The 26,537-nt window shown below is 40.6% G+C and carries 26 protein-coding genes and 1 pseudogene; 8 read left to right on the top strand and 19 right to left on the bottom strand.

All coding sequences use genetic code 11. The features are described 5' to 3' along the window. A pseudogene (locus tag F8S12_RS40655) lies at positions 1 to 392 on the top strand (hypothetical protein); the annotation flags it as partial. On the opposite strand, the gene F8S12_RS42345 reads toward F8S12_RS40655, so the two are convergent. From F8S12_RS42345 to F8S12_RS16855, 3 genes are all read right to left on the bottom strand, one after another. Further along, on the bottom strand, positions 389 to 772 hold the full coding sequence (locus F8S12_RS42345; RefSeq protein WP_196517298.1) for a transposase: 384 nt from the start codon (positions 770 to 772) through the stop codon (positions 389 to 391). The pseudogene F8S12_RS40655 and the gene F8S12_RS42345 overlap by 4 nt on opposite strands. A 321-nt stretch (positions 773 to 1,093) precedes the next feature. Beyond that, the gene (locus F8S12_RS16860; RefSeq protein WP_196515866.1) at positions 1,094 to 1,423 is read right to left on the bottom strand and encodes a helix-turn-helix domain-containing protein; all 330 of its coding nucleotides are present in this window, start codon (positions 1,421 to 1,423) and stop codon (positions 1,094 to 1,096) included. Positions 1,424 to 1,685: 262 nt separating this feature from the next. Then, complete coding sequence (locus tag F8S12_RS16855) at positions 1,686 to 1,916, bottom strand: type II toxin-antitoxin system HicB family antitoxin (protein ID WP_196517295.1); 231 nt, start codon at positions 1,914 to 1,916, stop codon at positions 1,686 to 1,688. A gap of 101 nt (positions 1,917 to 2,017) precedes the next feature. Here F8S12_RS16855 and F8S12_RS16850 point away from each other — a divergent pair, with 101 nt between their 5' ends. Further along, positions 2,018 to 3,127 carry a ParA family protein gene (locus F8S12_RS16850; RefSeq protein ID WP_196517294.1) on the top strand — a complete coding sequence of 370 codons (1,110 nt, stop codon included), beginning with the start codon at positions 2,018 to 2,020 and terminating at the stop codon, positions 3,125 to 3,127. Then, positions 3,111 to 3,860: a HEPN domain-containing protein gene (locus F8S12_RS16845; RefSeq protein ID WP_196517293.1), complete on the top strand. Its 750-nt coding sequence runs from the start codon at positions 3,111 to 3,113 to the stop codon at positions 3,858 to 3,860. Before F8S12_RS16850 ends, F8S12_RS16845 begins: the two co-directional genes overlap by 17 nt. A gap of 120 nt (positions 3,861 to 3,980) precedes the next feature. Here F8S12_RS16845 and F8S12_RS16840 read toward each other — a convergent pair whose 3' ends face one another. Then, positions 3,981 to 4,211 carry a type II toxin-antitoxin system HicB family antitoxin gene (locus tag F8S12_RS16840; protein WP_196517292.1) on the bottom strand — a complete coding sequence of 77 codons (231 nt, stop codon included), beginning with the start codon at positions 4,209 to 4,211 and terminating at the stop codon, positions 3,981 to 3,983. Further along, positions 4,211 to 4,423: a type II toxin-antitoxin system HicA family toxin gene (locus F8S12_RS16835; protein ID WP_196517291.1), complete on the bottom strand. Its 213-nt coding sequence runs from the start codon at positions 4,421 to 4,423 to the stop codon at positions 4,211 to 4,213. Before F8S12_RS16835 ends, F8S12_RS16840 begins: the two co-directional genes overlap by 1 nt. A 143-nt stretch (positions 4,424 to 4,566) precedes the next feature. On the opposite strand from F8S12_RS16835, the gene F8S12_RS16830 reads away from it, so the two are divergent. Together F8S12_RS16830 and F8S12_RS16825 are read left to right on the top strand one after the other, a co-directional pair. Continuing rightward, positions 4,567 to 5,694: an AAA family ATPase gene (locus tag F8S12_RS16830; protein ID WP_196517290.1), complete on the top strand. Its 1,128-nt coding sequence runs from the start codon at positions 4,567 to 4,569 to the stop codon at positions 5,692 to 5,694. Between the two features lie 2 nt (positions 5,695 to 5,696). Next, positions 5,697 to 6,347: a DUF3226 domain-containing protein gene (locus F8S12_RS16825; protein WP_196517289.1), complete on the top strand. Its 651-nt coding sequence runs from the start codon at positions 5,697 to 5,699 to the stop codon at positions 6,345 to 6,347. A 142-nt stretch (positions 6,348 to 6,489) separates the two neighbouring features. Here F8S12_RS16825 and F8S12_RS16820 read toward each other — a convergent pair whose 3' ends face one another. From F8S12_RS16820 to hemW, 5 genes are all read right to left on the bottom strand, one after another. Beyond that, complete coding sequence (locus F8S12_RS16820; protein ID WP_230968061.1) at positions 6,490 to 6,753, bottom strand: hypothetical protein; 264 nt, start codon at positions 6,751 to 6,753, stop codon at positions 6,490 to 6,492. Positions 6,754 to 6,802: 49 nt separating this feature from the next. Beyond that, positions 6,803 to 7,927 (bottom strand): THUMP domain-containing class I SAM-dependent RNA methyltransferase, encoded by a 1,125-nt coding sequence (locus F8S12_RS16815; protein ID WP_196517288.1) that lies wholly within the window; start codon positions 7,925 to 7,927, stop codon positions 6,803 to 6,805. A gap of 51 nt (positions 7,928 to 7,978) precedes the next feature. Next, complete coding sequence (locus F8S12_RS16810) at positions 7,979 to 8,197, bottom strand: hypothetical protein (RefSeq protein ID WP_196517287.1); 219 nt, start codon at positions 8,195 to 8,197, stop codon at positions 7,979 to 7,981. Positions 8,198 to 8,262: 65 nt separating this feature from the next. Then, the gene (locus tag F8S12_RS16805) at positions 8,263 to 9,153 is read right to left on the bottom strand and encodes a UTP--glucose-1-phosphate uridylyltransferase (protein ID WP_196517286.1); all 891 of its coding nucleotides are present in this window, start codon (positions 9,151 to 9,153) and stop codon (positions 8,263 to 8,265) included. Between the two features lie 10 nt (positions 9,154 to 9,163). Further along, positions 9,164 to 10,345 carry a radical SAM family heme chaperone HemW gene (gene hemW / locus F8S12_RS16800; protein ID WP_196517285.1) on the bottom strand — a complete coding sequence of 394 codons (1,182 nt, stop codon included), beginning with the start codon at positions 10,343 to 10,345 and terminating at the stop codon, positions 9,164 to 9,166. A gap of 241 nt (positions 10,346 to 10,586) precedes the next feature. Between hemW and F8S12_RS16795 the strand changes: the two genes are divergently transcribed. After that, positions 10,587 to 11,663, top strand: a complete 1,077-nt coding sequence (locus F8S12_RS16795) for a PIN/TRAM domain-containing protein (RefSeq protein WP_196517284.1) — start codon at positions 10,587 to 10,589, stop codon at positions 11,661 to 11,663. Between the two features lie 73 nt (positions 11,664 to 11,736). On the opposite strand, the gene F8S12_RS16790 is transcribed toward F8S12_RS16795, so the two are convergent. The 3 genes from F8S12_RS16790 to F8S12_RS16780 all read right to left on the bottom strand — a co-directional run bounded on the left by F8S12_RS16790 (position 11,737) and on the right by F8S12_RS16780 (position 16,581). After that, the gene (locus F8S12_RS16790; protein ID WP_196517283.1) at positions 11,737 to 12,564 is read right to left on the bottom strand and encodes an Rpn family recombination-promoting nuclease/putative transposase; all 828 of its coding nucleotides are present in this window, start codon (positions 12,562 to 12,564) and stop codon (positions 11,737 to 11,739) included. A 317-nt stretch (positions 12,565 to 12,881) separates the two neighbouring features. Further along, positions 12,882 to 13,418 carry a PEP-CTERM sorting domain-containing protein gene (locus tag F8S12_RS16785; protein WP_196517282.1) on the bottom strand — a complete coding sequence of 179 codons (537 nt, stop codon included), beginning with the start codon at positions 13,416 to 13,418 and terminating at the stop codon, positions 12,882 to 12,884. Positions 13,419 to 13,596: 178 nt separating this feature from the next. Then, positions 13,597 to 16,581 (bottom strand): bifunctional YncE family protein/alkaline phosphatase family protein, encoded by a 2,985-nt coding sequence (locus tag F8S12_RS16780; RefSeq protein WP_196517281.1) that lies wholly within the window; start codon positions 16,579 to 16,581, stop codon positions 13,597 to 13,599. Positions 16,582 to 17,532: 951 nt separating this feature from the next. On the opposite strand from F8S12_RS16780, the gene F8S12_RS16775 reads away from it, so the two are divergent. Continuing rightward, complete coding sequence (locus F8S12_RS16775; RefSeq protein WP_196517280.1) at positions 17,533 to 19,086, top strand: cation:proton antiporter; 1,554 nt, start codon at positions 17,533 to 17,535, stop codon at positions 19,084 to 19,086. 234 nt (positions 19,087 to 19,320) lie between these two features. Here F8S12_RS16775 and F8S12_RS16770 read toward each other — a convergent pair whose 3' ends face one another. Then, positions 19,321 to 19,893, bottom strand: coding sequence for a DUF3124 domain-containing protein (locus F8S12_RS16770; RefSeq protein WP_196517279.1), 573 nt, complete (start codon positions 19,891 to 19,893; stop codon positions 19,321 to 19,323). Between the two features lie 5 nt (positions 19,894 to 19,898). Then, complete coding sequence (locus F8S12_RS16765) at positions 19,899 to 20,576, bottom strand: potassium channel family protein (RefSeq protein WP_196517278.1); 678 nt, start codon at positions 20,574 to 20,576, stop codon at positions 19,899 to 19,901. A gap of 959 nt (positions 20,577 to 21,535) precedes the next feature. On the opposite strand from F8S12_RS16765, the gene F8S12_RS16760 reads away from it, so the two are divergent. Next, a complete protein-coding gene (locus tag F8S12_RS16760; protein ID WP_196517277.1) occupies positions 21,536 to 21,967 on the top strand; it encodes an MAPEG family protein in 432 nt (143 codons plus the stop codon). Positions 21,968 to 22,294: 327 nt separating this feature from the next. Here the strand turns inward: F8S12_RS16760 and F8S12_RS16755 are convergent, their stop codons facing one another. From F8S12_RS16755 to F8S12_RS16740, 4 genes are all read right to left on the bottom strand, one after another. Then, positions 22,295 to 22,594: a hypothetical protein gene (locus F8S12_RS16755; RefSeq protein ID WP_196517276.1), complete on the bottom strand. Its 300-nt coding sequence runs from the start codon at positions 22,592 to 22,594 to the stop codon at positions 22,295 to 22,297. Positions 22,595 to 22,714: 120 nt separating this feature from the next. After that, the gene (locus tag F8S12_RS16750) at positions 22,715 to 23,452 is read right to left on the bottom strand and encodes a COG4280 domain-containing protein (protein ID WP_196517275.1); all 738 of its coding nucleotides are present in this window, start codon (positions 23,450 to 23,452) and stop codon (positions 22,715 to 22,717) included. A 145-nt stretch (positions 23,453 to 23,597) separates the two neighbouring features. Then, a complete protein-coding gene (locus tag F8S12_RS16745) occupies positions 23,598 to 25,295 on the bottom strand; it encodes an ABC transporter permease (RefSeq protein ID WP_196517274.1) in 1,698 nt (565 codons plus the stop codon). A gap of 120 nt (positions 25,296 to 25,415) precedes the next feature. Beyond that, positions 25,416 to 26,429 (bottom strand): iron ABC transporter substrate-binding protein, encoded by a 1,014-nt coding sequence (locus F8S12_RS16740; RefSeq protein ID WP_196517273.1) that lies wholly within the window; start codon positions 26,427 to 26,429, stop codon positions 25,416 to 25,418. Between the last annotated feature and the right edge of the window lie 108 nt (positions 26,430 to 26,537).

The raw sequence follows: 26,537 nt of genomic DNA, 5'->3' as shown, positions 1-26,537 counted from the left end.
GTCAAATGACGGCGGAAACTGTTGCAGAATACGATGTAGTGCTGTGTGTTGGAGACACCACTTTTCTTGATTATGGCAGGATTGTAGAAAAACTTGTAACTAAGCACACGCGAGTAATTCATGTTTTCGACAGAGAAGGTGATATCACAGAAGTTTTCGATAAAATTCGTCAACTTCAACACACGGGTGTCGGAGTTCGTGCCGCTCATAACCGGAGCTTAGATTCTGATAGTGAAGTGTTAACAGCTGGTTGGGCTGTGGAAGCGATCGCTCGTCTTGGCGGATATCTTGAACATCGACATAGAACTCCTATTGGTATCCAGGTACTGTGGCGAGGTTGGTTAAAATTACACGACCTCTGTGAGGGTTTGCAGCTTGCAACAGAGACTTAACGGGAAAAGTCAGAAGCGACAATTGATGTGTTTAATTTTTCTAATCGCTGCCAGATAAATTCTCTTAGCTCATCTAAACTTGAGAAACAATCCCTTGTTAAATGCCTTTTAACTTCCTCCCACAGTCTCTCAATTGGATTAACTTGAGGTGTATGTAGAGGTTGAAATAACAAAACTATATTTTCTGGTATTTTTAGATGCTGACTCCAATGAAAAGCCCCATTGTCTAACTGAAGAATATGAATATCTCCAGCATAAGTCTCTGAGAATTTTTCTAAAAAAATATTGAAACAGACTGTATTTAAATGAGAAAATTCCCAGATAAAATACTCTCCAGTTAATGGTTCTACTAATCCATATAAATAAAAATTATCCCGAATACAATTGCATAATCTCGATGGGCTTGACTCCTTTTTTAGTAATTAGTCTCCCAGCTTCAGTTTTCAACCCCACACGGCTTTCATCACCACACCAATATCTAATTGTTTTTTGTTTATCTGCTGGTCTTATGACGTGTTTTTTAATTACTTCTAGATATTGTGGAAGTTTTTTTTAAATTCTGATTCTGCTTCGCTATCGTATTTAATACCACTGCTCGCGGCACTTTTAGCTTTGCTTTCATTCGGTAGCGCACTGTATCGTGTACTACTTTATATGATGCTTCTATCCCTTCTACTGCTTTTAACCATGTTCGTATTTCCTCATAAATGCGTGAATCCTTCTGATTGTTCAAGCTCTTTGTCTAGCTGCTCTCTTACTTGTAAGCTAATAATTGCTGGTCGCCCTGGACTCTTTTTCATTGATAATAGACCGTTGATTCCTGACTCTTGATAATCCTTTAACCATCTTTGTACCGTTACCCTTGCTCTTCCTACTACCACCGCCACATCTTGTATTGTTTTCACCTGTCCTATTTTCAGCAAATACAAAGCTTGAATCCGTTCAAGACTTGATGCTGTTTTTTGTTTTCTCAACAACCCATGTAATTCCTCTACTGACTCTCTTATTTCTACTTTGGTGACTCCAGCCATCTTTGCTCCTTAATATTTATTCATTATTTATCTGTATCACTCTTTTCGTGAATTGGTATTAGATAAAATCACTATGGTGCTAGTTAACCCTAAATCTGATGAAAAGCGATCGCACTTGTAACCGTACCATTTGAGATTTCCGTACAGGATTTATATAACAAGGTGAAGTTTGAGCATGTTGAGTTGGAAGAGGAAAGTGTTGATGTTGAGGGATTGGGTTAAGGTGCGATCGGCCTACTTAGGCAGAGTATCTTAAAAAGATTTAAGCAACTTTTAACGGTTTCTGAGGAAAAGTGATTGGCTCTGGTAGAGGTTTTCCTTGCTCTCCATACCATTCAACGAGAGACTCAATCACCTCTTGCCCATGTTTAGCGGCTTCTTCATAAGTCTTACCATGAGTGTGGAATTGCTGCCAAGGGAATTCCGGTAAGTGTACTAAGTAGCAATTATCCTCATCTGACCATTGAATTAACATACTGTAGCGATCGCTCATTCTTCCTCCTCTATTTCTCCTAGTTGCTTCAAAACACGATTGACTTGCTGTTCTATCTATAAGCTTTTTAGAAGCTATATTTAAGTCATACAGGTTCTAAAATGATATCTGTATTCAAAAGATTTCAGAAGTATCAAAAGCAAAATAAGATGGTTCACAAAATTGCCTTGTTCAATCACAAAGGTGGTGTCAGTAAGACCACAACGACTTTTAACTTAGGTTGGATGCTTGCTTCAAAGGGTAAGAGAGTTATCCTTGTAGATACTGATCCTCAATGTAATCTAACAGGAATAGCTCTAAAAGAAGAAACTGAAGATGACGAGGCAAGGATAGAAAAAATCTACGACACACATTCAAATATAAAAACTGGCTTGGCTCCTGCTTTTGAGTCACAACCACGCGCTATTCAAGCTGTAGATTGTATTCCGATACAAGGACAAGAAGGTTTATTTTTATTACCTGGTCATGTTGGCTTTGCTGAATACGAAGTAACATTAGGTATCGCGCAGGAACTCAGTGGCTCAATTCAGACACTCAAAAACTTGCCAGGTGCTATTTCTGATCTCTTGGAAAAAACTGCTAATAAATTTAATGCTGACTATATCCTGATTGATATGAGTCCAAGTTTAGGAGCAATCAATCAGAACTTACTAATGACAAGTGACTTTTTCTTAGTGCCTACAACGGCTGATTTTTTCTCTGTAATGGCAATTGATTCTCTGTCTAGAATTTTACCAAAGTGGTGTGCTTGGGCAAGGATGGCAAGCGTAAACCATATATTAAAGGAAGCTACTTATCCATTTCCAGAATTTAACTTGAAATTTTTAGGAACTATAGTTCAAAACTATAGAATTATTAGGGGTAAAGAAACAGCAGCATTTCAAACATGGATAGAAAAAATAGAGAATACAGTTACTCATAAACTATTACCAGTTCTAGAGCAAAATAATCTCTTATTACCAAAGCAAGTCTATACCGAGCAGGGTATGAGTAGTAGTTTTACCATGACAAAAATTTCTAATTTTAACAGTTTAATTGCTCTATCACAGGAACACAGCACACCTGTTTATGCGCTTACAATAGAACAATTAAGACAAACTGGTATAGTACGTGAGAATAATCAAGCAAAACAAGAGGAGTTTAAAAAAACTTTTTCTGACTTAGCAGATAAAATTATTGCACTATCATCCAGTTATGCAGTCAGCGCTTGAACAATTTCGCATTAGTATTCAGCGTGTTCGCGATCTGATTGCTCTTCATACTTCAGTTACAGCTCAAGCTACTGCTGCTCTGGATCTTTCAGACATTTTACGAGCTGCCCTAGTTCTAACTGTTAGCGCCTTGGATTATTATATCCATGAGGTTGTCACATTGGGTATGTTGGAAATTCATCGAGGACAACGTGCTGAACCAGCACCTTCAGCTAATACCACTCAATCAGCCTTTTCACGGTTTCAAGTTTCCTTGGGAAGCGCCCGTGAGGATAGAAGAATAGCCATAGATATTGCCTCTTGGATAGAGAGTGATATACAGCAGGTTTATGGAGCTATCTTTTTACAGCAGTCTCATACTATTTCTGGTTTAATTCCAGCTATATCAAATAGTATTTTGAACAAATTAAATAATACTTCATGGTTAGAAGACGAGATTCGAGAACGTTTAAGTTATCAAAGCTTCCAGCAACCTGACAAAATAGCTGATGCAATTAGGCAAATTTCGGATAAGCAATTATGGAATGAGGTTGCTAGTAGAATGAGTAAACCTCCTCAAGATATTAAGCAACAACTTACTGAAATTGTGAATCGCAGAAACAAAATTGCTCATCAAGCAGATATAGATCCTACCCTCAACATAGGTAATCGCTGGTATATTGACGAATCAATGGTTGGTGATACAGTAGATTTTATTGAGCAGCTTGTAGAAAGTATTCATCAAATTTTGTAGCTTTGGATAGATTAATGGTAAATATTGTTAATTAACTAATTGAGCAAGATAAGCAGACAATTATTGTCGAGATATGAAGAATAGCGATCGCCCTACTTGTGCAAAGCATCTAAAAAAGATTTAAGCAATTTTTAACGGTTTCTGAGGAAAAGTGATTGGCTCTGGTAGAGATTTTCCTTGCTCTCCATACCATTCAACGAGAGATTCAATCACCTCTTGCCCATGTTTAGCGGCTTCTTCATAAGTCTTACCATGAGTGTGGAATTGCTGCCAAGGGAATTCCGGTAAGTGTACTAAGTAGCAATTATCCTCATCTGACCATTGAATTACCATACTGTAGCGATCGCTCATTATTCTTCCTCTATTTCTCCTAGTTGCTTCAAAACACGATTGACTTGCTTTTCCAAGTATCGGGGTGCATCGTCTCCATCCTTTCCAGCAATGGTAACTGGTTCCTCAGGTATCAATGGGTGAGTCCAGAACGTATGGCTACCTTTAGCAGGACGGTAGATAAACCCAGCCTTCAACAAAATTGTTTTTAACTCTCTAATTTTCTTGGGCATCTACCCTCAATCTAAATCGCCATACTGATTATTGTCTATTAAGTTGAGGAAGCGATCGCTTGTTTTTGCTAAAGTGAAAAGTGTTAAGACTGCTTATACTAATACCAGTCATTAACTCTTTGTTATCTCCGGCTAGCAAAATTATGTTGAAGACGATAAAAATAGAGAATTTCCGAGGTTTCCAATCTTTTGAGCTTCAGCAACTTGGTAGAGTCAACCTACTTGTTGGTAAAAACAATAGTGGCAAAACATCGATACTAGAAGCTATTCAACTTTTATGCTCACGCACTAATCTTGAGCCACTTGCTGAGGTTATGACAAACCGAGGTGAATATTCTTGGAATGATAATCGAAGAAGAAATCGTGAGCTTGATATTTGTCATCTTTTTTACGGACATGGAATTCAACCAGATAGCAAAATTTGTATATCAGGTATGAATGGGAACACTCAAGAGGCGATTACTGTTAGTATAGGAGCGCGTTACTTTCACCTTGATGATGATTTGGGTAAAGAATTAAATGCAGAATCTAGCAGTTTCCATGAATCTTCAATTCCAATAAAAGGTCTAAATTTGGGTATTAACTGGACTCATGGAGAGGAAACAGAAATATTGACCTTTCCCTTATCAAATAATAGTGGTTTGGATTTAAATTATGTTCAACGATTCCGTCGAGACGATAAAAATCCACTACCAAATACCCAATTCGTCACATCATCTTCTCTAGGAACCGAGAATATGATTGAACTATTTGATCAAATAGTACTAACGCCTGAAGAAAAACTTGTAGAGCAAGCACTTCATAGAATAGACTCTAAAATTCAACGGATTGCTCCATTTAGTTCTCAAAAATCAAGGGATTCCTTAGATTCGCGGGGTGGTTTCCGTGTGCTACTTTCTGATAGTAATCAGCGTGTACCAATTGGTAGTATGGGCGATGGTATTTGGCGTATCTTAGGACTAGCACTAGCTACAGTATGTGCTAAAGACGGATACTTATTTGTTGATGAGATTGATACCGGACTGCATTTTACGGCGATGTCTGATATGTGGAAACTGATTTGGGAAACATCCAAAAGATTAAATGTGCAAGTTTTTGCAACTACTCACAATAATGATTGTTGGACAAGTTTAGCTAGTATTGCAGAGGAGGAAGATGCTACTGAAGATGGTATTAGAATTCACCGAATTGAAAAAGGTAAAGAAACAAGTGTAGTCTTCACTGAACCTCAAATCGTCATTGCTGCTGAAAGAGAAATTGAGGTACGTTAGTAATGGCAAAAGGTTATGTAGCCAAGAAACTGTTAGTGGAAGGACAGGACGATTTACGAGTTATACCAGAATTAATAGAAAAAAATGGAATTCGTTGGGGTGATAAAAGAAAGGAAGCGATTGTATTAATAGAAGATTGTGGGGGTTATGAAAACATTGACGCAAACCTTATATCTACTGAATTACAAGCATCAGGACTCACTCATTTAGGCGTAATAATAGACGCAGATGAAGATTTATCTGGGCGTTGGATAAGTATCAGAAATTCTTGTTTGCCAAGTATACCTGACATTCCTGAAGAAATATCAGAGACAGGACTTATCCACATTACAAAGAATGGCATTAAGTTTGGCATCTGGATTATGCCAGATAACCAAATGAGAGGTATGTTAGAGACGTTTTTAGCTTACATGGTTAGAGATGAAGGTGAAACTATTTGGCAATATGCTCAGGAAGTAGCCCAAGAAGCAAAAAACAAAGGAGCATCATTCAAAGATTCTTATCTTGATAAGGCCAAAATTTACACTTGGCTAGCATGGCAAGAAGAGCCAGGAAGACAACTGCATCAAGCTATAAAGTATGAAATTCTGCATCCTCAACATCCAAAGGCGCAGACATTTTTAATATGGTTTAAAAATTTGTACAACTTATAATATTTTGCTATTTTCAAAAAGCGATCGCCCTACTTGTGCAAAGCATCTAAACAAGATTTAAGCCACTTTTAACGGTTTCTGAGGAAAAGTAATTGCCTCTGGCAAAGGTTTTCCTTGCTCTTCATACCATTCAATTAGAGACTCAATCACAACAGTCCATGTTTAGCGTCAAGCGTTGGCCATCAGCATGAGTAGATTCAAGATTATAGCCACCAGTCTTACAATCTTTAAACATTGCTTCAATGCCACTCTCCAATTTAAATGCTTTTATAGCATCTGCAAGACTATCCAGGTTAGTCAGTAAAAACCAACCAGCAGGCTCAACTTTTCCGCGATATTTACGTTTATAATATGCGGCTAAATTAAAATGAGCAAAACCTTTTTGTTTAGTTGCTTGAACATCCATCAGTAAGAATGAGATACCATGTAAATCGCAAAATCTGACCGATTCTGTGTTAATACAGCTCATATTTCATTAACTGACAAGGCAACGCTCCGTTGTACACTGCAATCCTCCGGGATGATTTTAGTCCAATGGATTGAGACAGTTCCTTATTGCCACTCAGCACAAAGGCAGTCCAGCCTTTGAAGCGTTGTTTCAACACATCGCCCAAAAGTTTGTAAAATGCCCCCAAGTCGCTATCTCGCCCCAGTCGTTCGCCATAGGGTGGATTGCAGAATAAAACTCCACTGTCTGCGGGGGCGACAACATCGGCAAGCTCCATTTGAGAAAACCATACATGGTTATCAACGCCGCAGTTTTGAGCATTGTTAATTGCTTGCTCAATTATATTTTCATCGCGATCGCTTCCCCAAATAGGTGCGGGAAGGATATCCAGTTGGCTGTCCTTAGCTTCTTGGAGCAGTTTTTCTAAAAGGGACAGGTCAAAATCGAGCCAAGTTTCAAATCCAAAGCAATCGCGAAACAGCCCTGGTGCTATGTTCAGCGCCTTTAAGCTAGCTTCGAGGGGTAAGGTACCAGACCCACAGAGAGGATCATAGAACATCTGGTTTGGTTGCCATCCCGAAAGTTGAATGAGGGCAGCAGCTAGAGATTCCTTTAGAGGGGCTGCTCCAACCGCAGGGCGGTAGCCTCGGCGGTGTAGACTATTTCCAGAACTATCGAGTTTGACGGTACAAAAATCACGTTCAATATGAACATTGATCCGCACATCTGGTTCATGAAGCTCTACATTTGAACGTTCGCCCAAATTTTCTTGCTGCTGGTCAACGATCGCATTTTTGATCTGGAGAGATGTGAAGTGGGTATGATTGAGGTGATCGTTTTTGCCCGTGGTATTCACCGCCAGCGTCATGTCTGGCGTTAAATAGTTTACCCAATCGATGGTCTGAATGCCACGATAAAGATCCTTAGCATCAAGGCATGGAAACTTATGGATATTCACCAAGATTCTAAACGGCAGCCTAGCCCAGAGGTTGACGCGATAAAGTAGGGTGCGATCGCCCTCAAAGGCTACACCACAAAACCCTGGCTCTACGGAATGGGCACCTAGTTGCTCTAACTCCTGAGCCGCGATCGTTTCTAATCCGCGAGCAACCGTTGCAAAATACTGATTCATCCTCTAAACCAAAGCATTGTCTTCACTGCTGACCTATTGACGCACTTTAGCTTAACTTATATCTGGTGACATTCTCTCGTTAAGTCTGCGACTATCACCCCGCAGGTTAATACCCCGCAAATCAGCACCTTCGAATCCAGTAATCTGACCATCAACTCCATCTCTTTCACCCATTTCGGCGATGATTCGCAACAGTTCGATCCCAGCAAAGTTACGCTCCCCAGCTTTGTAACGAGCCAACAGTTCATCAGTAGTTATTTTCCAAACCATGATTTAACCTCCGATTTCTTTAGACAGAAAAGTTTTCTGTAAGCCTTACCAACCGTTCATTTAAGCTAGAAAACGCTTCTAAAATCAATCATTGTCTGGCGATAAGCATCTGGCAAACCTGTATCAAAACACTTGCCTTTAACAACATATCCTGTCATTCCCTCTTCCTGACGCAATCTTTCAAGACAGGATGTTAACTGAAATTCACCTCGTTCTCGGAAATTTTTGTTAATATCTTCTGCGAGAAAGTCAAAAATTTTCGGCGTAAGTAAATACAAACCAAATATACCTAAAAATTCATTTTCTGCCATTCCCTCTACACGCAAATGTTCTTGTGCATAATCAATGGTAGGCTTTTCATAGAGTTGTGTAACTTTCAAAGTCGAGTTTAATTCTTGCCAAACTCCTGTTACACACCCAGCTTTATGAATAATCTCTGCTGGCATTGTAGTTAAGCTAACAACGCTTTGATTAACTTGTTCATAAACATCTAAAACTTGACTAGCACAAGATTTTTCAACGTCAGATGCATAAATGTGGTCGCCCAACAATAGCAAAAACGGCTCATTTTGTACCCAATCTTTGGCACAAAATACTGCATGACCATAGCCTAATTGCTCCTCTTGCAATAATATGGTAATTCTGCTACCTAAATCTTGCAGATATTGGCTATATTCTTGATTCTGTGGTGAAAGTTTATCTAAAAGTTCTTTTTTGGGTGGATTTTTCAATAAATCTTCAAATATTTCTTGATCATCTGGCTGCACCACGATCGCTACTTCTGTAATTCCAGCACTAATTGCCTCTTCGATAATTGCTATAATAACAGGTTTTGCCCTACCATCTCGATCAATAATCGGGAAAAGTTCTTTTTTCACAACTTTGGTAGCTGGAAACAACCGAGTGCCAAAACCAGCCACCGGAATCACAGCTTTTCTAACTTGATTTTTCTGCATAAACAGTTCGTCACCCCAACTTTTCAAATAACTCCGCCAACACCACATTAGAAAACAAAAACCCTTGGGGATCACTCAAACGCAACCTTGCACCTGTAACTTCTACCCAACCTTTATCAATGTAAAGTTGCAAACATCTGCAAATCTCCTCTACTTTTTCTTCCCCAAATGCTTCCGCCAACGCCGCTAAACTTACACCCTCTGCCAAACGCAATCCCAACATTAACGTTTCTAACAATACTTCCTTTGGAGGAGTTACTTCACAATCAATCACAGCACCAGCTTGTACCCATTGATAATATTCCTTAGTTTTACGCGGACGAGTGAAGCGTTTTCCCTCAAGATAACTCGCCGCACCCATACCAAAACCATAATAAGGGCGGTTTTCCCAATAAACTCGATTATGCCGACACTGATGACTAGGTTGGGCATAATTGGAAATTTCATAATGCTCATAACCTGCACCAGTCAAAACCTGCTGCGCCATTTGGTACATTTTGACTGTGGCTTCATCCGTCGGTAAAGGACTGTCACCAGGTTTGTAGTAACGATTAAAAGCTGTGCCTGGTTCGATGGTAAGATCATAGATGGATATGTGAGTAGGTAGAATTCCCACCACTTTTGTTAGAGAATCTTGCCATTGATCCAAAGACTGATGCGGCAACCCAGAAATTAAATCTAAACTAAATTCGGGAATCTCGACTTGGTGGATTAGTTCCACAGCTGTAAAGATATCTTTAACCGAGTGCGATCGCCCGGCAGCTTGCAATAATTCTTCTTGAAAGGCTTGTACACCTAAACTTACTCGGTTGATGCCGACATTGCGATAGCCTGCTATGTGTGCTAAATCAAAGGTGGCTGGGTCAATTTCCATTGAAATTTCTGCTTCAAGCGCAATATCAAAACGCTTCTCTAGCTCTTTCACTATACGTTCTAGCTGTTCCGTTGATAGCAGCGAAGGAGTACCACCGCCAAAGAAAATTGTCTTTAAGGGTTGACCAAATGTTGGTGTAATAGCAATTTCGTGACATAACATCTCAACATATTGGGAGATAGTACCAGATGTTTCACCCCGCGAGCGATCGCCCACAACAAACACAGGAAAATCACAATAAAAGCACCGCCGACGGCAAAAGGGAATATGTACATAAGCAGAACTTGCAATCCCAAAAACACTAAATTTTTGACTCATTTTGCGAAAAGTTTTAAGTTAACCCAACTGCGAATTAGAGACAATGAAAATGAGTACTTTATTTACAACTTCTTAGCGTTTTACAAAAAAATATTAAGATAAATGCCTTTAGTTATAATAATTGCAGATATTGTCTGCCTAAACCCTTAGTGTAAGTCAATATTGATTAGTTTATTTGACCGATGAAATAAAAAATACTTGACTTTATCGGTTAACACAGTTGCAGGAAAACAAGACAACCATGCTTGACGCCATTATTATCTTCTCATTTGTCCTGGCAGCGTCGGGAATAGGGTTCTATAGCATTGAATTACTGCCTAATGGTGCCCTAGAACAGGTGACAAATTTAGAAGCTTTACGCTTAGTTTTTGCCGCCTTTGCCGCTATTATTGGTGGTGCGATCGGGCTGAGTTTTCAGACGACATATCGTCGCCTAGAGGCGCAAGTCAAAGAAATGCCTCTAGAAGTAATCTTAACTCGTGCCATTGGTTTAGTGATTGGGTTATTGCTAGCTAACCTGATGCTGGCACCACTATTTTTGCTACCCATCCCGGCAAATTTTGGATTTATTAAGCCACTAGTGGCAGTTGTTGGTAGTATTATCCTCTCCGTCACTGGGATGAATTTGGCAGATACCCACGGGCGGGGCTTATTGCGGTTCATTAATCCCAACACCGTAGAGTCAATGGTTGCAGAAGGGACGTTAAAACCCGCCAATACCAAAGTCTTAGACACCAGTTGCATTATTGATGGTCGCATTGAAGCTTTACTAGAAACAGGGTTTTTGGAAGGGCAAATTATTGTGCCGCAGTTTGTCTTGCAAGAACTGCAACAAGTAGCCGATGCTAGCAAAGACCTAAAGCGGGTGCGGGGAAGGCGAGGACTCGAAATTCTCAACCGCATTAAGGAAACTTACGCCGATCGCATTCTGATTAATGCACTTGACTACGAAGATATTCCCACAGTGGATGCCAAGTTAGTCCGCTTTGCTCAAGAAATAAGTGCGACCCTACTAACCAACGATTACAACTTATCTAAAGTTGCTAGCGTCCAGAAAGTACCTGTTCTGAATGTGAATGATTTAGTAAATGCCGTCCGTCCCAGTTATTTACCTGGCGACAACCTTGATTTGAAAATTCTCAAGGAAGGCAAAGAACCTAGTCAAGGCATTGGCTACCTAGATGACGGCACAATGGTAGTCGTTGAAGAAGGTAGTAGTTATGTGGGTGGTGAATTGCGGGTGGTAGTCACCAGTGCTTTGCAAACCACAGCAGGACGAATGATCTTTGCCAAACCCCAAGCTTCAGCATTGGCGTGAAACAATGGAATGTTCAATTCAAGTTACACCTTGCATACACGCAGTGTCGGTGCAGTTAACCTGCACCGACTATTTATTTTGACTCACCAGACTCAGTTACCTGCAAATACTGTAACTGTTCAATTGATAAACCTGTCAATCTTGCTATCTGTTCTAATGGCATACCAGTATTAAATAGATTGCTTGCCACTTCAAGTAAAGCTTCAGCTTTGCCTTCAGCTTTGCCTTCAGCTTTGCCTTCAGCTTTGCCTTCAGCCTTGCCTTCAGCTTTGCCTTCTTCTAAAATATCTTGATAAATCACTGACTCGCGCATAATGTCTGACCTCAAAACTCGTCTGATAACCTCTTTGTCTAATACTAAACCAGCTAAAATCGCTGTTGAAGCAGCAATATTACTTTGATTTCTTGATTCTGTCATACTATTAATCTCCCGTGCAACTTGGTTAAGCACGGCTTCTGGATCAATTGTACTACTTAAAACTGCAAAGGGTAACAGTCCAGGTGTTCTCAGAAATACTTCAGTTGGTTGTTCCCAAAGTCTGATAACTGCAAATTCATGGCGTGTACCAGCGATCGCAAATGTATTTTGTTGCACCAAATTTGAATTTGTCTGCTTCAGATAAATCACAACTTGATGCATTGCTTTATCAGGAAAGCGGCGATATGCTCGCAACCGATAGTCAATCATCCGAAAAGGAATTTCTGCATCGGGTTGGGTTTGAAATTCCAAATGTAATATGTTTTGCTCCGACTGTAGCAGAATTAGGGCATCAGCGCGGATGGGTTCGAGAGATAATTCTTTTGGACTTAATTCGGTTAAAGTGATGGGTTCGCCTAATAACCAAGTGGCAAAGTCACTGGAGAAGTTTTCAGCTAAGAATTTGCAGATATTGTCAAACATTTAGAAATTTTAGCAAACAGCTTGCTCATTTACTTTTTAAATTTTTTAATCTAATTTATAAGAATTTCTCTCGGCACGGAATGTTTCTTAAATAATCGAAAAGCTTAAAACTTTGACATAAAATTTTTGGAGCGATCGCAGTCATAATAAATAATGGCTACATGATAAATACCAGTGGTTTTCATCATGTACTTCTCAAGCTACCAATCATTTGCCTTCAGCAGAATTTTATTAGTTTTTGCAATACAAAGGCTTTAGTTAGGAAATGTGGATTTTAGCATCACCACATTTCCCATCCCGAAAAGCTGAAGCTAAAGTTAAGCTTTAACTTTTTTATCTGATGTTAACTTTCTCTTCATAAGCAAGCCAACGCCGCAAGCCATGAAAGTGCCACCTAAAATTGTAGGTTCAGGAACTTGTCTGTAAGAAACTGTATTTCGGCTGCTTTGGATATCATCGGCAGAAGCGATCGCAAATTCATCTCCATCAATTGTGTATGTGATAGAAGCATTAGCTTTATCAACAAACACATATTGCAATCCAACAGATTCCGTACCTGTTAAGAATGTGGTTGGAAATACAATGGGATAATCAGGATATTCAATATCATCCTTTTCGGTGTAAATATTAGAGTCATTATCGAATTGAAAACTTAGCGACTCAACTAGTGCTACCGAAGTATTATCGTTACTAAAAGTCGAATCATCAAAGCTAAAGAAGCCTTCTCCTTTAGTTAAAGGACTATCGACGGTGAAAGCGTAATTAATAATTGCAGCAGATACCGATTTAGCACCTACGGTAGCAAAAACTAAGGCACAACTAGTAGCAAGCGTTAATTGTGAGATCAATTTCATATCAATTCCCTTCAAGATAAATTTCTGCAAGCGATGTTCACCGAAACTATGTAAAATTCCTGATTTTCTATGTTCTTCCTAGCCTCCTTTAAAAAAGGGCTAGGAAGAATTAAGACTTATCTGATTAGTTTGCTTGAGTAGAAAGGTTATCTGTACTCAAACTCCATTTTTCGAGTAGTTACGCGCGATTTTGGCGAAGGTCGGCATGGCTGCGCTCTGTTGGATAAGGCACATTATCGCCTTTAATGCCAGCCCAAAGCACGCGGTTGAATTTTTCAGGTTCTACCTTATCTTCAACTTCAAAGTTGAAGTCTTTGGTTGCTTGCGTCCACCACTGTTGGTTATGCAGAGAAGCAACAGCTGCTGTCTTTTCTACATTATTGTCTTGGCAAGCTGGTACTAATGTAGGATCTACAGGATCAGCACACAAGTTACCTGGGACGACAGCTTTATAAGGAGTAAAGTTTGGTTCTCTAGTGAATGCATCCGACATTGGTTTAGCATTAGCATCATTTATTCCTAAATAACCAATGTTCAGTAAATCTTCCATTGTCCGCACTAGGCTAACAGTGTTGTAGTTAGTGCTGACTACGACATTTCGCTTGGTGTAAGGCGAAATAATATAGGCTAGTGAGCGATGACTGTCAACATGGTCAGGGCCGTTTTGGCAATCATCTTCTACGATAACGATCGCTGTATCTTTCCACAGTGGAGACTTGGAGATTTTTTCCACTAGCAAACCAACAGCATAATCATTATCTGCCATTTGTAGTGGGGCAGTATTCAAACCAGCTAAGGCGTTACTGAAATCACCAAAGTGGTCGTGAGGTAAACGTACTAATGACAAGTTGGGCAATTCATTTCTTGCTAGATAGCTATCAATGTCTCTTACCCATTCGTTGTAGAGATAGATGTCTGGATTCTTTTGGTCGTATCCGCGGAAATAGATGTCAGTTTTATCCAACAATACAGTTTTAGCGGCTACAGCTTGTTGAATGTTATCAGCAGCAGGAGTTGGAGAGATAGGAATGTAAAACGGGTTAGCGGGATCTGGTTGTGTGGCATCTGCTTGAGCAGTACCGTAAAAACCATCAACGAAGAAACCGTAATTACGTACAGTTTTACCAGCACGCAATGCTGCATCCCAAAGATAGCCACCGATAGCATTTGCATTCAGTTCACCATCACCTACGGGAGCATTTACGTCTTGAACTCCAGGCAAAATAGAAGATTGACCGGAGGGATCTAATACTCCCGTTGCTCGTGTATTGAATTGGGAAGGATTAGAGGAAGTTTGTGGTGTGACAAGGTTGATGTTACGGTTAAGACCTTCATAATCGTATGTCAGACCGTTAAATCCAGCGTTGCCATAAACTACTGACTGACTTTTTTCAGTGAAATCAGTAGTCCGTGCATAAGTAGACCAGTTCCAGCCGACACCGCTTGATTCACCAGAATCATAGAAGTTATCAAAAGTCACAAAGTCAAGAGCTAACTTGTGATGATTAGGTGAAATCGGTTGCGGAAATAAAGTCAGTCCGCGATCGCCGTTACCAACAGGTAAATCGCCGAGTACTTGGTCGTAGGTACGGTTTTCTTTAACGATGTAGATGACGTGCTTAATCTTGTCTTGAAGAAACTTCATCGTCCGGTCAGGACGGCGATTGTAGAAACCGTTGTTTTTATCTACCTGCTCTGAAAGGGTAGCTAAAGCCCCACCTTTAGGAATTGGAATAACTGAGATTCCAGCTTTTTCTAAAGCCCAGTTGTACTCATTTCTAAAAGTTGTGTTGCGTGCTAGTCCCTCTGGTGTTGTCCGGTTAGCTGAGGGGTTGGGGCCAGAGTTACTCTTGGCATTGACAACGTACAGCTTTTGACCATCTTTACTAACACTTACAGAGTTGGGATACCAGCCAGTGGGGATACGTCCAATCACCCGACCAGATGATTGCAAGTCCACAACAGCAACAGCGTTCTCACCGCCTAGAGTCACGTAAAGCTGACGTTCATCTGGACTTAGCGCTACAGAGTTGGGATTTGCTCCTTTGTATTTATCACTTGAGCGAGATAAAGAGATAGTTTGGACAACGCTATTAGTATTTGTGTCGATGACTGAAACCGAGTCACTATTACCGTTAGCTACATACAGTCGCTTTTGATCGTTTGAAAGCGTTACTTTGTTTGGTTGGCTACCTACGGGGATACGGGTAGTTTGCTCAGAAGCAATGTTAACAGCAACCACTTCGTTATCGCGCTGGCTGGTAACGAAGACTTTAGCTGCTGCACCATTTTCTGCACTCTTGATAGCTACATCAAAAGGAAATTCTCCGGTTGCTACTTTACCACCTGGAACAAAGAACTTAATTTCTTTGAGTACCTTACGGCTAGTAGTATCAACAATTGATATTGAGTCGTTTTCAAAATTAGCAGCTACTAAAGTTTTGCCATCTTTGCTGACAGCAAGACCTGCGACAACTGCTCCTGTGGAGACAAGTTTAGCTGGTGTGTCTTTCAACAAACCACCATCATAGGTAGGGAAGGGGGCAGTTTGTTCGGAATTGTGTCCTAGCAAAATGAAGGGAGCATCTGGCAAGTACTGGCTGCCATTAGACGCATAAGCATAAACGCGATCGTCAATCCCGCCTGATACATAAAAGCGTGTGCCGTCTTTTGCCCAAGCTAGTCCATTATATGTATTAGGGATGTTAAGCTGCTGTCTTTTAACCAACTTACCGTTGCTAACGTCATAGACAAAAACCCATTCGGCTTTTCGAGTTGTTTCAGCACTCGGTTTGCCAGTTGAAGGGTCTAAGACAGGATAAGTGAGATTAGCACCAGTATTTTGATCCCGGAAGTTCAAGTTATAACCACTGGTAAGCACCAGTAGAGTTTTACCATCAGGGCTAAGAGCTGTGGTTACAGCTTCGGCAGCATCAGCATTACCATCTGGACGCAAACCAGTCGCTAAACGTCCAAACGTTGAGCCTGGTGCTGCTGCGGGTGTAATTATTTGACCTGTGGGTAATAATGCCCCACCTTCGGAGATGTTGCCAACTGGGCTAGTAGGAAGCACGGCGCTAACTACCTGGATACCACTTACGATTACTACTACTACTGCTAGCAGACTGAGTAGGAGATATCGTTTACGCTTGAAATTTCGCATTTGCTGTATTTAAAGGTCAAAATTTTACCTACATTGCAGATAGTCTTATTCTTGGGTTAAGAGAAAGGTAAGGTAAGGTTACTGAAAAATTTCAATAGGAAATTGTTTTACTAGTGGTTCCAAATCAGCACTCAACAGCGTCACAGTAGGAGTTGAACTAATACGGTTCGGATAAGATCCCTCCGCCGATGGCAACCCCCTAAGGGGGTAAAAGAGGGTTAGAAGCCTCCTTTTTTAAGGGGGGTTGGGGGGATCTTTGAGGCATAAACACGTTAACCGAACTGTACTGGGAGTTTAACTGTAAATAATAGTTAAAAAAATAACAATGCGTAGGCGTAGCCCATCGTAGACATCGCTCACCTTTAAACTAAATTTAATTTTGACAAATGCGATTATGATATGCGTAGCAATGGTTTGAGGATTTTGTTGCTCTGAGTGCATCAAGTACTTGTGTTGCAGCTTGAAAAATACAAGTGAGGCGATGGTTACGTCTGCCGCAAGTAATATATATTTAACTGAAATTTATATTTAATCAGCAAAAAAGCATATTACTTTATCAAAATTTCATACTTAGTAAGTCAAATGGCATTTAACTTAAGCAAAAGCTTATTTGACTTACTCAAACCCCAGTTTGCTTTCTCATTTTGGTGTTTTCCGCAAGTAAAAGCTTATTTGACTTACTCAAGAGCTACTTTGACTTGTTCATTTTGGTGTTTTCCGCAAGCAAAAGCTCATTTGACTTACTCAAACCCCAGTTTGCTTTCTGATTTTGGTGTTTTCCGCAAGTAAAATGGTTTATGACTTACTAAATTCGCTTGTTTACTTATTTATTTAAGTAATTCACGCATTGATTTGGTGTATCTTTGAGTTGAAAGCTAGCGATGTCTACGACGGGCTACGCATACGCATTCATTCAATAGAATGAAACTAAAATAAATTTTCAGTATCTAAGTGAATGTTACCGAATTAATCAAGATTTCAATTATTCTCCTGCTCCTTGCCACTGGTGTAGCCTTGCTATCCCGTCGGTTACGCATCCCTTATGTCACGGGTTTAGTGTTAGCTGGTCTGCCAATTACTGAGTTATTGTCTCGTCGTATTGGTTTAGACCCATCCTTGGTTTTGAATCTTTTCCTGCCAATTCTAATCTTTGAAGCTGGTATCAACACAGATGTCAGCCGCCTACGCAGCACATTTAAACCAATTGCTCTCTTGGCTGGCCCTGGAGCCGTGCTTTCCAGTGCTATTATTGCCGTTCTGTTAAAATTTTTGCTGGGGCTGACTTGGATACCTGCTTTATTTATCGGAGTAATTCTCGCAAATACTGATACAGTTTCCATGATTGCCGTCTTTAAGGAAATACCAGTACCTTCCCGGCTTTCCACTATCGTTGAAGGAGAAACTCTATTCAACGATGCTGCTGCTTTAGTTTCATTTAACCTAATTCTGCAAGTATATTCGACAGGTTCGCTGACATTATTAGAAGGAATTCAACAACTGCTATTTATCGCTCTAGGAGGCTGCCTTGTAGGGTTAGTCTTGAGCTACTTGAGCATACCTATATTTGCCCGTTTAGATGATCCCCTTAGTAGTCTTTTATTGACAGTTGCAGTTGCATTAGGAACTTTTCAGGTAGGGCAATTTTTAGGTGTATCTGGTGCGGTGGCTGTAGTTGTAGCTGGATTAATTTTTGGGAATCTTGGGCTTTCTCGTAATACTTCTGCTTCTAGTCGCATCACCTTGTTAAGTTTCTGGGAATATGCCAGTTTTAGTGCCAACACGTTTATTTTTCTGTTGATTGGTGTAGAAATAAACCTAGTGACACTCTGGAAGACTTTACCTGCAATTCTACTTGCAGTTTTGGCCTATCAAGTCGGGCGAGTTTTTACAGTTTATCCTCTGCTAGCAGGAATTCGTTGGTTTGACCGCCCAATTCCACTACGCTGGCAACATTTACTCTTTTTAGGTAACATCAAAGGTTCACTCTCGATGGCTCTGGCATTGAGTTTACCTACCACACTGCCAGGACGAGAATTCTTGATTATTTTAGTCTTCGGCAGTGTGCTGGTGTCATTAGTAGGACAAGGTTTAAGCTTGCCTTGGTTGGTAAAACGCTTAAAATTATCTCAATTTTCAGAGGTTCAGCAGCAGGTTGAAGAATTACAAGCTCAACTGATGACAGGTAAAGCAGCACAGGATGAATTAGATAGCTTATTGAAGTCAGGAGTATTACCAAGAGCTATCTATGAAGAAATGCGTTCAGCTTATCAAGTCCGAATAGCAGGGGCAGAAAAGGCGCTACGAGAATTTTATAATCGCCGTCCCGATGAGTTTGAAGCTAAAAGTGGTGAGGGCATTAAACTTGATGCTATTCGCCGTCGTTTACTATTAGCCGAAAAAGGAGCGCTCAACGAAGCAATGCGTAAACGAATTCTTTCGGAAGATATTGTGCGAGGGCGGATACAAATCATTGATGAACAGTTGCTCAGACTTGATGATGATTAAAATAATTCGTAATTCGTAATTCAATACTTTTCGGATAAGACTCGATCCCCCCAACCCCCCTTAAAAAAGGGGGACTAAGAATGGCTCTATTTCCCCCTTTTTAAGAGGGACTAAGGGGGATCATTAAAGACTGTGTACCTTAACCGAAAAGTATTGATTCGTAATTAAGTTTTGCAATAGGGATTTAAACCCCAACGCTCTTGACTTAAATCCACGAACAGCAGTTAAAGCTGTTCAAGATTCTTGTTTCGGCAATGAAAGTTTGTCGTTGTTTTGACTTTTAATCACCTTACCAGGACTGGTAAACGAAATTCCTTGCTGAAAGTCAGTACCAATCATGATTGACTCTACTATCGGTTCAGCTATTTTTGTTTGAGATACCCACTCTACAATAAAGTTTGCGCCTAAGCCGCCACTGGTGTTATTTCTATTAATAAAAAAATCTGTGGAAGCTAACGCATCAAGTTGAATAGGACGCTCTAAATACTGCTTAACTAATTTCCCTGCCGAGTCATAGTAGCGCACAGAAGTAATAATAAGCGGATTTACCAAATCTGTATTCCGAATACTAAGCGTAGCCGCTAAATTAAAAATCTCCTGTCGATTGTGATGATAAATATGAGAATATACAGGTACATAAATAGTTTGACCCGTTGCTATCTTGAAATTACTATCTAAAGTCACTATCTTGTTAGCTGGGGTTGCCTGATCGGTAACTGGTTGTGACTTTGGTGGAATTTGAGTTGCTTCACAAGACGCAAGCAGAATAACTGCAATTACTAAATAAATACGTGGATAAAGCTTCATTAAAACTATTTACAGCCTTCAATAAAATTAATAACTTGATGTAAAGACCCTGGTTTGGTCACAATCAGTAGAGTCGAACCCGGTTTTATTACTGTACTGCCATTAGGAATCATTAAATCGTCGTGAGGGTGAGGTTGATAGCCGATAATTAGAGAACCACTAGGAAACTGAGAATCTTGAGCAATTTCGGCAACGCTACGATTGGCTACATAGCAGCTGTTGGGAATAGAAAGTTTTAAAACCTCAATCTGTCCCTGCTCAAAATGCATCATTGATTTCACTTGCGGATACTCAATAGCATTCACCATTGTGGAAACTGCGAGTTCAACGGTACTAACAATATGGTTGGCTCCTGCTATACGCAACGGTTCGGCAAAATCGGGGTGACGCATGCGAGTCAAAATATGAGAAACGCCGTAGTGTTTGGCGAGAGTTACCATTGCCAAGTTCAAAGCATCACTTCTTAAGACAGATGCTAAAGAGTCGGCTTTACGAATTCCCGCTTCTAATAATACTTCTGTACTGACAGCACTGCCTTCAAAAGCCATCGCGCCTACTTGTTCACGGACATAGCGGCAAGCGGTAGGATCAATGTCAATGACGGCTATAGTATGCCCTAGTTCTACCAATTTTTGAGCCAAGGTAAGCCCCACTAAGCCTGCTCCACCAATTAGCACGTACATGGCTGCTCCTAATACTCCAAGACTTCTTATTTCACTTTAATTAACAAATTAGCAAAGTGGTGAGGGTATAACTTAATAGCAGATTGATCGTACCTAGTTAGAACCTTGATAAATACGGCGCTTTAAGAGAGTCAGAGATTTCATTACTGACTTTTTCTTCTTACTTGATGGGCATCAATTAAAATCTATGTCAGGCGATCGCCTACTTCCCCCAGAAGAAAAAAGCATAGTGGCTTAATCTCTCCTAATTGCGATGCCTGCGGTGGGCAAAGCCAACGCACATTTAACTTAAATTTATATTTAATCAGCAAAAAGGTGGATTGCTTTATTAAAACTTCATATTTAGTAAGTTAAACCTCATTTAACTTACTAAATATGACCTTTGACTTATTCAAACCCCAGTTTGCTTTCTCATTTTGGTGTTTTCCGCAAGCAAAAGCTTATTTGACTTACTCAAGAGCTACTTTGACTTATTCATTTTGGTGTTTTCCGCAAGCAAAAGCTCATTTGACTTACTCAAACCCCAGTTTGCTTTCTGATTTTGGTGTTTTTCGCAAGTAAAAGCTTATTTTACTTACTAAATTCGCTTGTTTACTTATTTATTTAAGTAATTCACGCATTGATTTGGTGTATCTTTGAGTTGAAAGCTAGCGATGTCTACGACGGGCTACGCCTACGCATTATTATAGAATGCTAATCTTGAGGCAGCTAGAGCAGCAAGCATTGATTTATGGTTTGCTGGTCTGAATCAACGCTAATCTTCAAAGTGCTAATCTTAAAAATGTAAACCTTGATAGCACCAGCCCTAAAGACACTAGACCTCTTGCATAAATAATTTTTTGTCTCACGCAAAGGCGCAAAGGCGCAAAGAAAAAAGCGAAAAGAAGGACTTTTGCAAGAGGTCTACTAACTTAAGTAGAGCAAGGTTCATCACCAATGATCAATTTTGAGAGGTGGAAATGACGCAAGATGCAATCTTCAGTCCCTTCTTTGCGACAGTGTTTCTAACACTCCTAGTCTGGGTGTATATGTACATCCGTCGGATCAGTTTCATCACAAGTATAAAGGTTAGCCCGAAAGACCTTGCTGTACCTGGCACACTAGCGCAGATTTCGCCACCCAACGTATCCAATCCATCAGATAACTTAAAGAATCTGTTCGAGATTCCGGTACTTTTCTATGCCCTTGTGCTATATCTTTTTATCACGAATCAGGTGGATTCGGTGTATGTGAATGCTGCATGGGTCTTTGTTGTGTTTCGCGCATTGCATAGTATTGTCCATTGCACATTCAATCTCATCATGCTTCGGTTCTACCTCTATCTATTTGCTACGCTTGCGGTGTGGTTCATTGCAATCCGTGCAGCCCTTATCCACTTCAGTGTGATCTAATTGCGATCGCACTTAGCTACAACCTTGATAAACACGTCGCTTTAAGCAAACCAGAAATTTTATTGCTTAATTTTTCTTCTTACTTGCGCTCAATTTTATAAGTAATTTTATTATTATTATTTGATGGTTATTGATTAAAATCTATGTAAGGCGATCGCCTACTTGCCCCAAAAGAAAAAACCACAGAGATCGTGAAAGCTGAAGTGAAAAGCTCTATTACTCCTTCTTCTGCCGCCTGAAGGATTGTTTTACATTCATAAATTTTATCGGATTCATTATTAAGAAATCCTAAGAAAACACATGAATCACAGTAGTGGCGTTGCTTTGTCAACTTTTACCCCCTAGATTTCGGAAAATATCTATCAGGCTAGGCATTTCACTAGAGTCTGGTAATACTTTTAGCTCTGCAACTTTAATATTGACTTTCGTCCCATGTGTTCGTTGCCGGATTATACCAAAAACATATATTCTTTTGCCTAATGCATTTCTGGCTGTTTCAAAAAGGCTGTCTGGAAAATAGCATTTGATAATTTTATTATCTATAAAGTCACGAATTCCTAAAGATTGCTGGTTAGCAAGACTAATAGAAACAGTGTAGCTTGCACTTCTCTTCTTAGGCTGCGCCAACGACAAAGCTCAGTCACCATCGTAGACATCGTTTTTCCAACCAAACAAGGAGACTGAGCAATACAAAAAGCCTGGGTGTAAAACTATTTACACCCAGGCTTACTTTGTTGTAGATGCAACCTAACTAACAATCTCCTCCGGCTTCTGCAATCCAATCTGCCAGCGCAGGAATGCAGCAGTAATAGCCATAAAAGAACCCCAAACTAGGGGCAACCAAACGATCGCCCAATCACCACCTGGCCATTCTACATTTAGTCCTTCACCTAACCAGTAAGTACCAAATCCCATCAGTAGCATAGCTGCGACAAATTTCATCGGCTTAACAGGAACTTGCTTGAGGGGAGTTCTGAATATAAATGCTACTACGCCTAAACCAATTGCAGCAGTTAAAGTACCACTAATGGCATCTATCCATTTGCCTCCAGCAGCCCCTAAGGTGACTACTGCGATCGCAACCTCTACACTATCTAACAGCGCACCTTTAAATGTGGTGACTACAGCAAACCAGTTCCAGCCAGATTGATTGTCTTCTTTTGCTAGTTCTGCTTCTAATCTGTCTTCTTTGTCACCTCCACGCTTGGGAATGCCGCCGTAATATTTAATAATTGAGCGTGTCCACTTTTGCCCAAACAACAGCAGTAAAGTACCTGCAACAATCCTAAGAATGTCTACGGGGATGAGCGTCAAACTTTTCCCTAAAAATAGTGAGAGAAGTATTGTTAAAGCAATGCCACTACCTGAACCAACTAAGGCGTTACGCCAACCTGCTAGCCTACCGACAATGAGGACTATGCCCAGAATTTCGACTAATTCTATTAGAGAGCCGGCAAAACTAGCAAGAAAGATTTCCCAATTCATAAGGTTTTATAGTTGTCTAGGGGTTAATGAACCAGATTTTTTTATCTCACGCAGAGGCGCAGAGACGCAGAGAGGATAAGGAGTTTTAGATTTCAATACATAAAATTTCATCCCTTGATTCAGCAACGCCCGAATTACGAATTATTTAATCAACCTCCCTTTGCAAACTCCGGCTTACTTCTATGGAAAGTCCTGTACTGCGATTTTGAGACAGCACCAATAAGGTGGAACTAACTGAAATCACCAGCATCACTAGTGCGCCAGCAGCAGCATTACTGTAAGAAATACTCTCAGTTGCTTTCCAAATGTGCGTAGCTAGGGTATCAAAGCCAATTGGAGCTAGGAGCAAGGTTACTGGTAATTCTTTAATTGCTGTGAGAAATACCAATGCTGCTCCACCAAACACACCGGGAGTTACTATGGGTAAGGTAATTTCTGTGAAAGTTTGCCAAGAGGTTCTGCCTAAACTCCGGGCACATTCTTCTAATTGGGGATTGACTTGCAGCAGTGAACTTCGCAATGTGCCGACAGATTGAGAAACAAATAACACTAAATAAGCAAATACCAACATTGGCAAAGTTTGATATAACCAAGGCAAGTAATTTGCTCCCCAAAATACCAGCGAAAAGGCAACGACAATTCCAGGTAAACCAAAGCCAATATAACTACAGCGCTCAATGGCGGTAGTTATGCGACTAGGAAACCGCACTGCAAGGATTGCGACTGGCAGGGCGCAGAGGGTAGCTATGATTGCTGCTAATCCTGCGGCTATCACTGAATCCTTAGCTAATTGCATCAGTTCTGGTACGGAAACAATTGTACCCATACTTGTGCCTGTTAATCCTTGCATCAGCCAAAACAAAGTCACACCTATTGGTAACACTAGACCTAAAGTAGCCACGGTGAAACAAAACAAAATTGCCGGGACTTTCCAAACACCGAGATGAACCAATGGTTGCAGACGATAGGATTTAGTAGCACGACTGTAATAAGCTGCCCGCGATCGCGCTTTATATTCTAACCACAACAACAGCAACACTAAACTCACCAGCATCAAAGCTAATGCTGCCGCCTGATTGCGATCGAATGTATATCTGTATTGCAGAAAAATTGCCCGCGTAAATGTATCAAATCGCATCAATGAAGTTGTGCCAAAATCCTGTAAGGCATTCAGTGCTACTAACAATCCCCCTGCGACAATTGACGGACGCAGTGCAGGTAAGGTAATGCGAAACAAGATTTCTCGTTGGCTAGAACCTAAACTTCTAGCAGCTTCCTCCATCCCCGGATCAATACCTTGCCATCCAGCTTGGAGACTCAGCAATAAATAAGGATAGGAAAACAAAGTTAGTCCTAAAATTGCTCCAGTCCAGCCGTAGATTTCTGGTAACTCTTGCACTCCTAAAGGTTCTAGCCAGAGTTGCAATAAGCTACCCTTGGGGCCAAAAGCCGCAATTAAGGCAAAACCACCTACATAGTCGGGGATTGCTAAGGGTAATGTGGTAATAATCAGCCAAAATCGCCGCCAAGGTAAATCTGTCCGCATTGTCAGAAACGCTAATGGTACGGCGATCGCAGCTGAAAGTAAAGTGCTGGCTACAGCTAACCCAATACTGTTTAACAACACTGCCATCGTCCGCGGACGTGATACCAAAGTCAACAACTCTTCTGCGCCTACACCAGCCATCCGCATCACTAAGTAAGTAAGAGGTAATGCGATCGCTACAGCCGTCAATCCAGCTGGGACTAGAAGAAACAAAGGTGGATAATCGGCTTTTCTGCTTCTTTTAGAAAAATAGAAGCGGCGACGGGGTAACTCGGTGATGCTGGGAGGGATTTTCATCCTTTAGTTCATGACTTACGTGGCTTGTGATTGCGATCAAGGGATGATTTTATGGATTTCCCTTTGCGTCTTTGCGCCTTTGCGTGAGACATTCATCCTTTTCATCTCTTGTGCTTCTAATTACAATAAACCTGCCTCCTGGATTAACGAAAGCGTTCCTTTTATATCTGATAATTTGCTCAGATCAAGCTGAGGAGACTGCAATTGATTGAGCGGAATTTGTTTTTGCGATACTGGAATACCTTTCACTAAGGGATATTCGTAAAACTTTTGGGTAAGGAACTTCTGCACATCTGGACTGAGCATATAAGCAACAAACTTTTCTGCATCAGTTTTTTGGTCAGTTGTCTTTAGCACTGCTAAACCTGCAACGTTAATCAACGCTCCTGCATCCCCCCGTGTGTGATGGATAGCTACGGGAAACTTCGGGTCTTTTGCGATAAATCGATATAAATAATAGTTATTTACTAGCCCTAAAGCGATTTCTCCCCGTCCCAAAGCTTGAACAATGGCACTGTTGCCGCTATAAGCTTTAGTATTATTAGCTTTCATTGCTTTCAACCACTCCAGAGTTTTTTGATTGCCCTCTAGGAGTCGCATTGCCGTCAGGAACGATAGAAAAGAACCGTTTGTGGGTGCCCAACCAACTTTACCTCGCCACTTCGGATCACTCAGTTGCATGACGCTTTTGGGGAGTTCGCTGGTTTTGACAAGCTTGGTGTTGTAGTCAATTACTCGTGCGCGTCCAGAGATGCCAATCCATTGCCCTGTGGAAGAGCGAAATTGCCGATCAACTTTGTTGAGTAATTGAGTCGGGAGAGCTAAGGTTCGGTTTTCATTAGCGATCGCTCCTAATGAACCAGCATCTTGAGCGTAAAATATATCAGCCCGGCTATTCTTACCTTCTTCGATGAGTGCGATCGCTAATTCTGTAGAGTCACCATAGCGTACCTCAATATTTATCCCCAAATCTTTCTTAGCTTTTTCAATCAGGGGACTCATAATATCTTTTTCTCGCCCTGAATAAACTGTAAGTGTTTTCGGGGCAGCTTCTACTACCGAAATTCCCACTCCCCAGCCTAAAAGCACAGCAGTAATTGCAAATGAGATTTGCCGCACTCGAATTGGCACCATTAATTAACTCCGATCCCAGATCAGCTTTGTAGATCAATATTTCTGACAAAAATTTGTCAGATTGCAGATATATAAGAAGATTAACGGTTAGCTGAGGTAAGGATAGGT

It is taken from the genome of Nostoc sp. WHI, from assembly GCF_015714725.1.
GTDB lineage: Bacteria > Cyanobacteriota > Cyanobacteriia > Cyanobacteriales > Nostocaceae > Nostoc.
This window is presented reverse-complemented; position numbering and strand designations above follow the sequence as displayed.

Bases quoted from the DNA above. Each gene is read 5' to 3' on its own strand.
- F8S12_RS16860 (WP_196515866.1), bottom strand. From the start codon at position 1,423: ATGGCTGGAGTCACCAAAGTAGAAATAAGAGAGTCAGTAGAGGAATTA.
- F8S12_RS16855 (WP_196517295.1), bottom strand. From the start codon at position 1,916: ATGAGCGATCGCTACAGTATGTTAATTCAATGGTCAGATGAGGATAAT.
- F8S12_RS16850 (WP_196517294.1), top strand. From the start codon at position 2,018: ATGATATCTGTATTCAAAAGATTTCAGAAGTATCAAAAGCAAAATAAG.
- F8S12_RS16845 (WP_196517293.1), top strand. From the start codon at position 3,111: ATGCAGTCAGCGCTTGAACAATTTCGCATTAGTATTCAGCGTGTTCGC.
- F8S12_RS16840 (WP_196517292.1), bottom strand. From the start codon at position 4,211: ATGAGCGATCGCTACAGTATGGTAATTCAATGGTCAGATGAGGATAAT.
- F8S12_RS16835 (WP_196517291.1), bottom strand. From the start codon at position 4,423: ATGCCCAAGAAAATTAGAGAGTTAAAAACAATTTTGTTGAAGGCTGGG.
- F8S12_RS16830 (WP_196517290.1), top strand. From the start codon at position 4,567: ATGTTGAAGACGATAAAAATAGAGAATTTCCGAGGTTTCCAATCTTTT.
- F8S12_RS16825 (WP_196517289.1), top strand. From the start codon at position 5,697: ATGGCAAAAGGTTATGTAGCCAAGAAACTGTTAGTGGAAGGACAGGAC.
- F8S12_RS16820 (WP_230968061.1), bottom strand. From the start codon at position 6,753: ATGGATGTTCAAGCAACTAAACAAAAAGGTTTTGCTCATTTTAATTTA.
- F8S12_RS16815 (WP_196517288.1), bottom strand. From the start codon at position 7,927: ATGAATCAGTATTTTGCAACGGTTGCTCGCGGATTAGAAACGATCGCG.
- F8S12_RS16810 (WP_196517287.1), bottom strand. From the start codon at position 8,197: ATGGTTTGGAAAATAACTACTGATGAACTGTTGGCTCGTTACAAAGCT.
- F8S12_RS16805 (WP_196517286.1), bottom strand. From the start codon at position 9,153: ATGCAGAAAAATCAAGTTAGAAAAGCTGTGATTCCGGTGGCTGGTTTT.
- hemW (WP_196517285.1), bottom strand. From the start codon at position 10,345: ATGAGTCAAAAATTTAGTGTTTTTGGGATTGCAAGTTCTGCTTATGTA.
- F8S12_RS16795 (WP_196517284.1), top strand. From the start codon at position 10,587: ATGCTTGACGCCATTATTATCTTCTCATTTGTCCTGGCAGCGTCGGGA.
- F8S12_RS16790 (WP_196517283.1), bottom strand. From the start codon at position 12,564: ATGTTTGACAATATCTGCAAATTCTTAGCTGAAAACTTCTCCAGTGAC.
- F8S12_RS16785 (WP_196517282.1), bottom strand. From the start codon at position 13,418: ATGAAATTGATCTCACAATTAACGCTTGCTACTAGTTGTGCCTTAGTT.
- F8S12_RS16780 (WP_196517281.1), bottom strand. From the start codon at position 16,581: ATGCGAAATTTCAAGCGTAAACGATATCTCCTACTCAGTCTGCTAGCA.
- F8S12_RS16770 (WP_196517279.1), bottom strand. From the start codon at position 19,893: ATGAAGCTTTATCCACGTATTTATTTAGTAATTGCAGTTATTCTGCTT.
- F8S12_RS16765 (WP_196517278.1), bottom strand. From the start codon at position 20,576: ATGTACGTGCTAATTGGTGGAGCAGGCTTAGTGGGGCTTACCTTGGCT.
- F8S12_RS16760 (WP_196517277.1), top strand. From the start codon at position 21,536: ATGACGCAAGATGCAATCTTCAGTCCCTTCTTTGCGACAGTGTTTCTA.
- F8S12_RS16750 (WP_196517275.1), bottom strand. From the start codon at position 23,452: ATGAATTGGGAAATCTTTCTTGCTAGTTTTGCCGGCTCTCTAATAGAA.
- F8S12_RS16745 (WP_196517274.1), bottom strand. From the start codon at position 25,295: ATGAAAATCCCTCCCAGCATCACCGAGTTACCCCGTCGCCGCTTCTAT.
- F8S12_RS16740 (WP_196517273.1), bottom strand. From the start codon at position 26,429: ATGGTGCCAATTCGAGTGCGGCAAATCTCATTTGCAATTACTGCTGTG.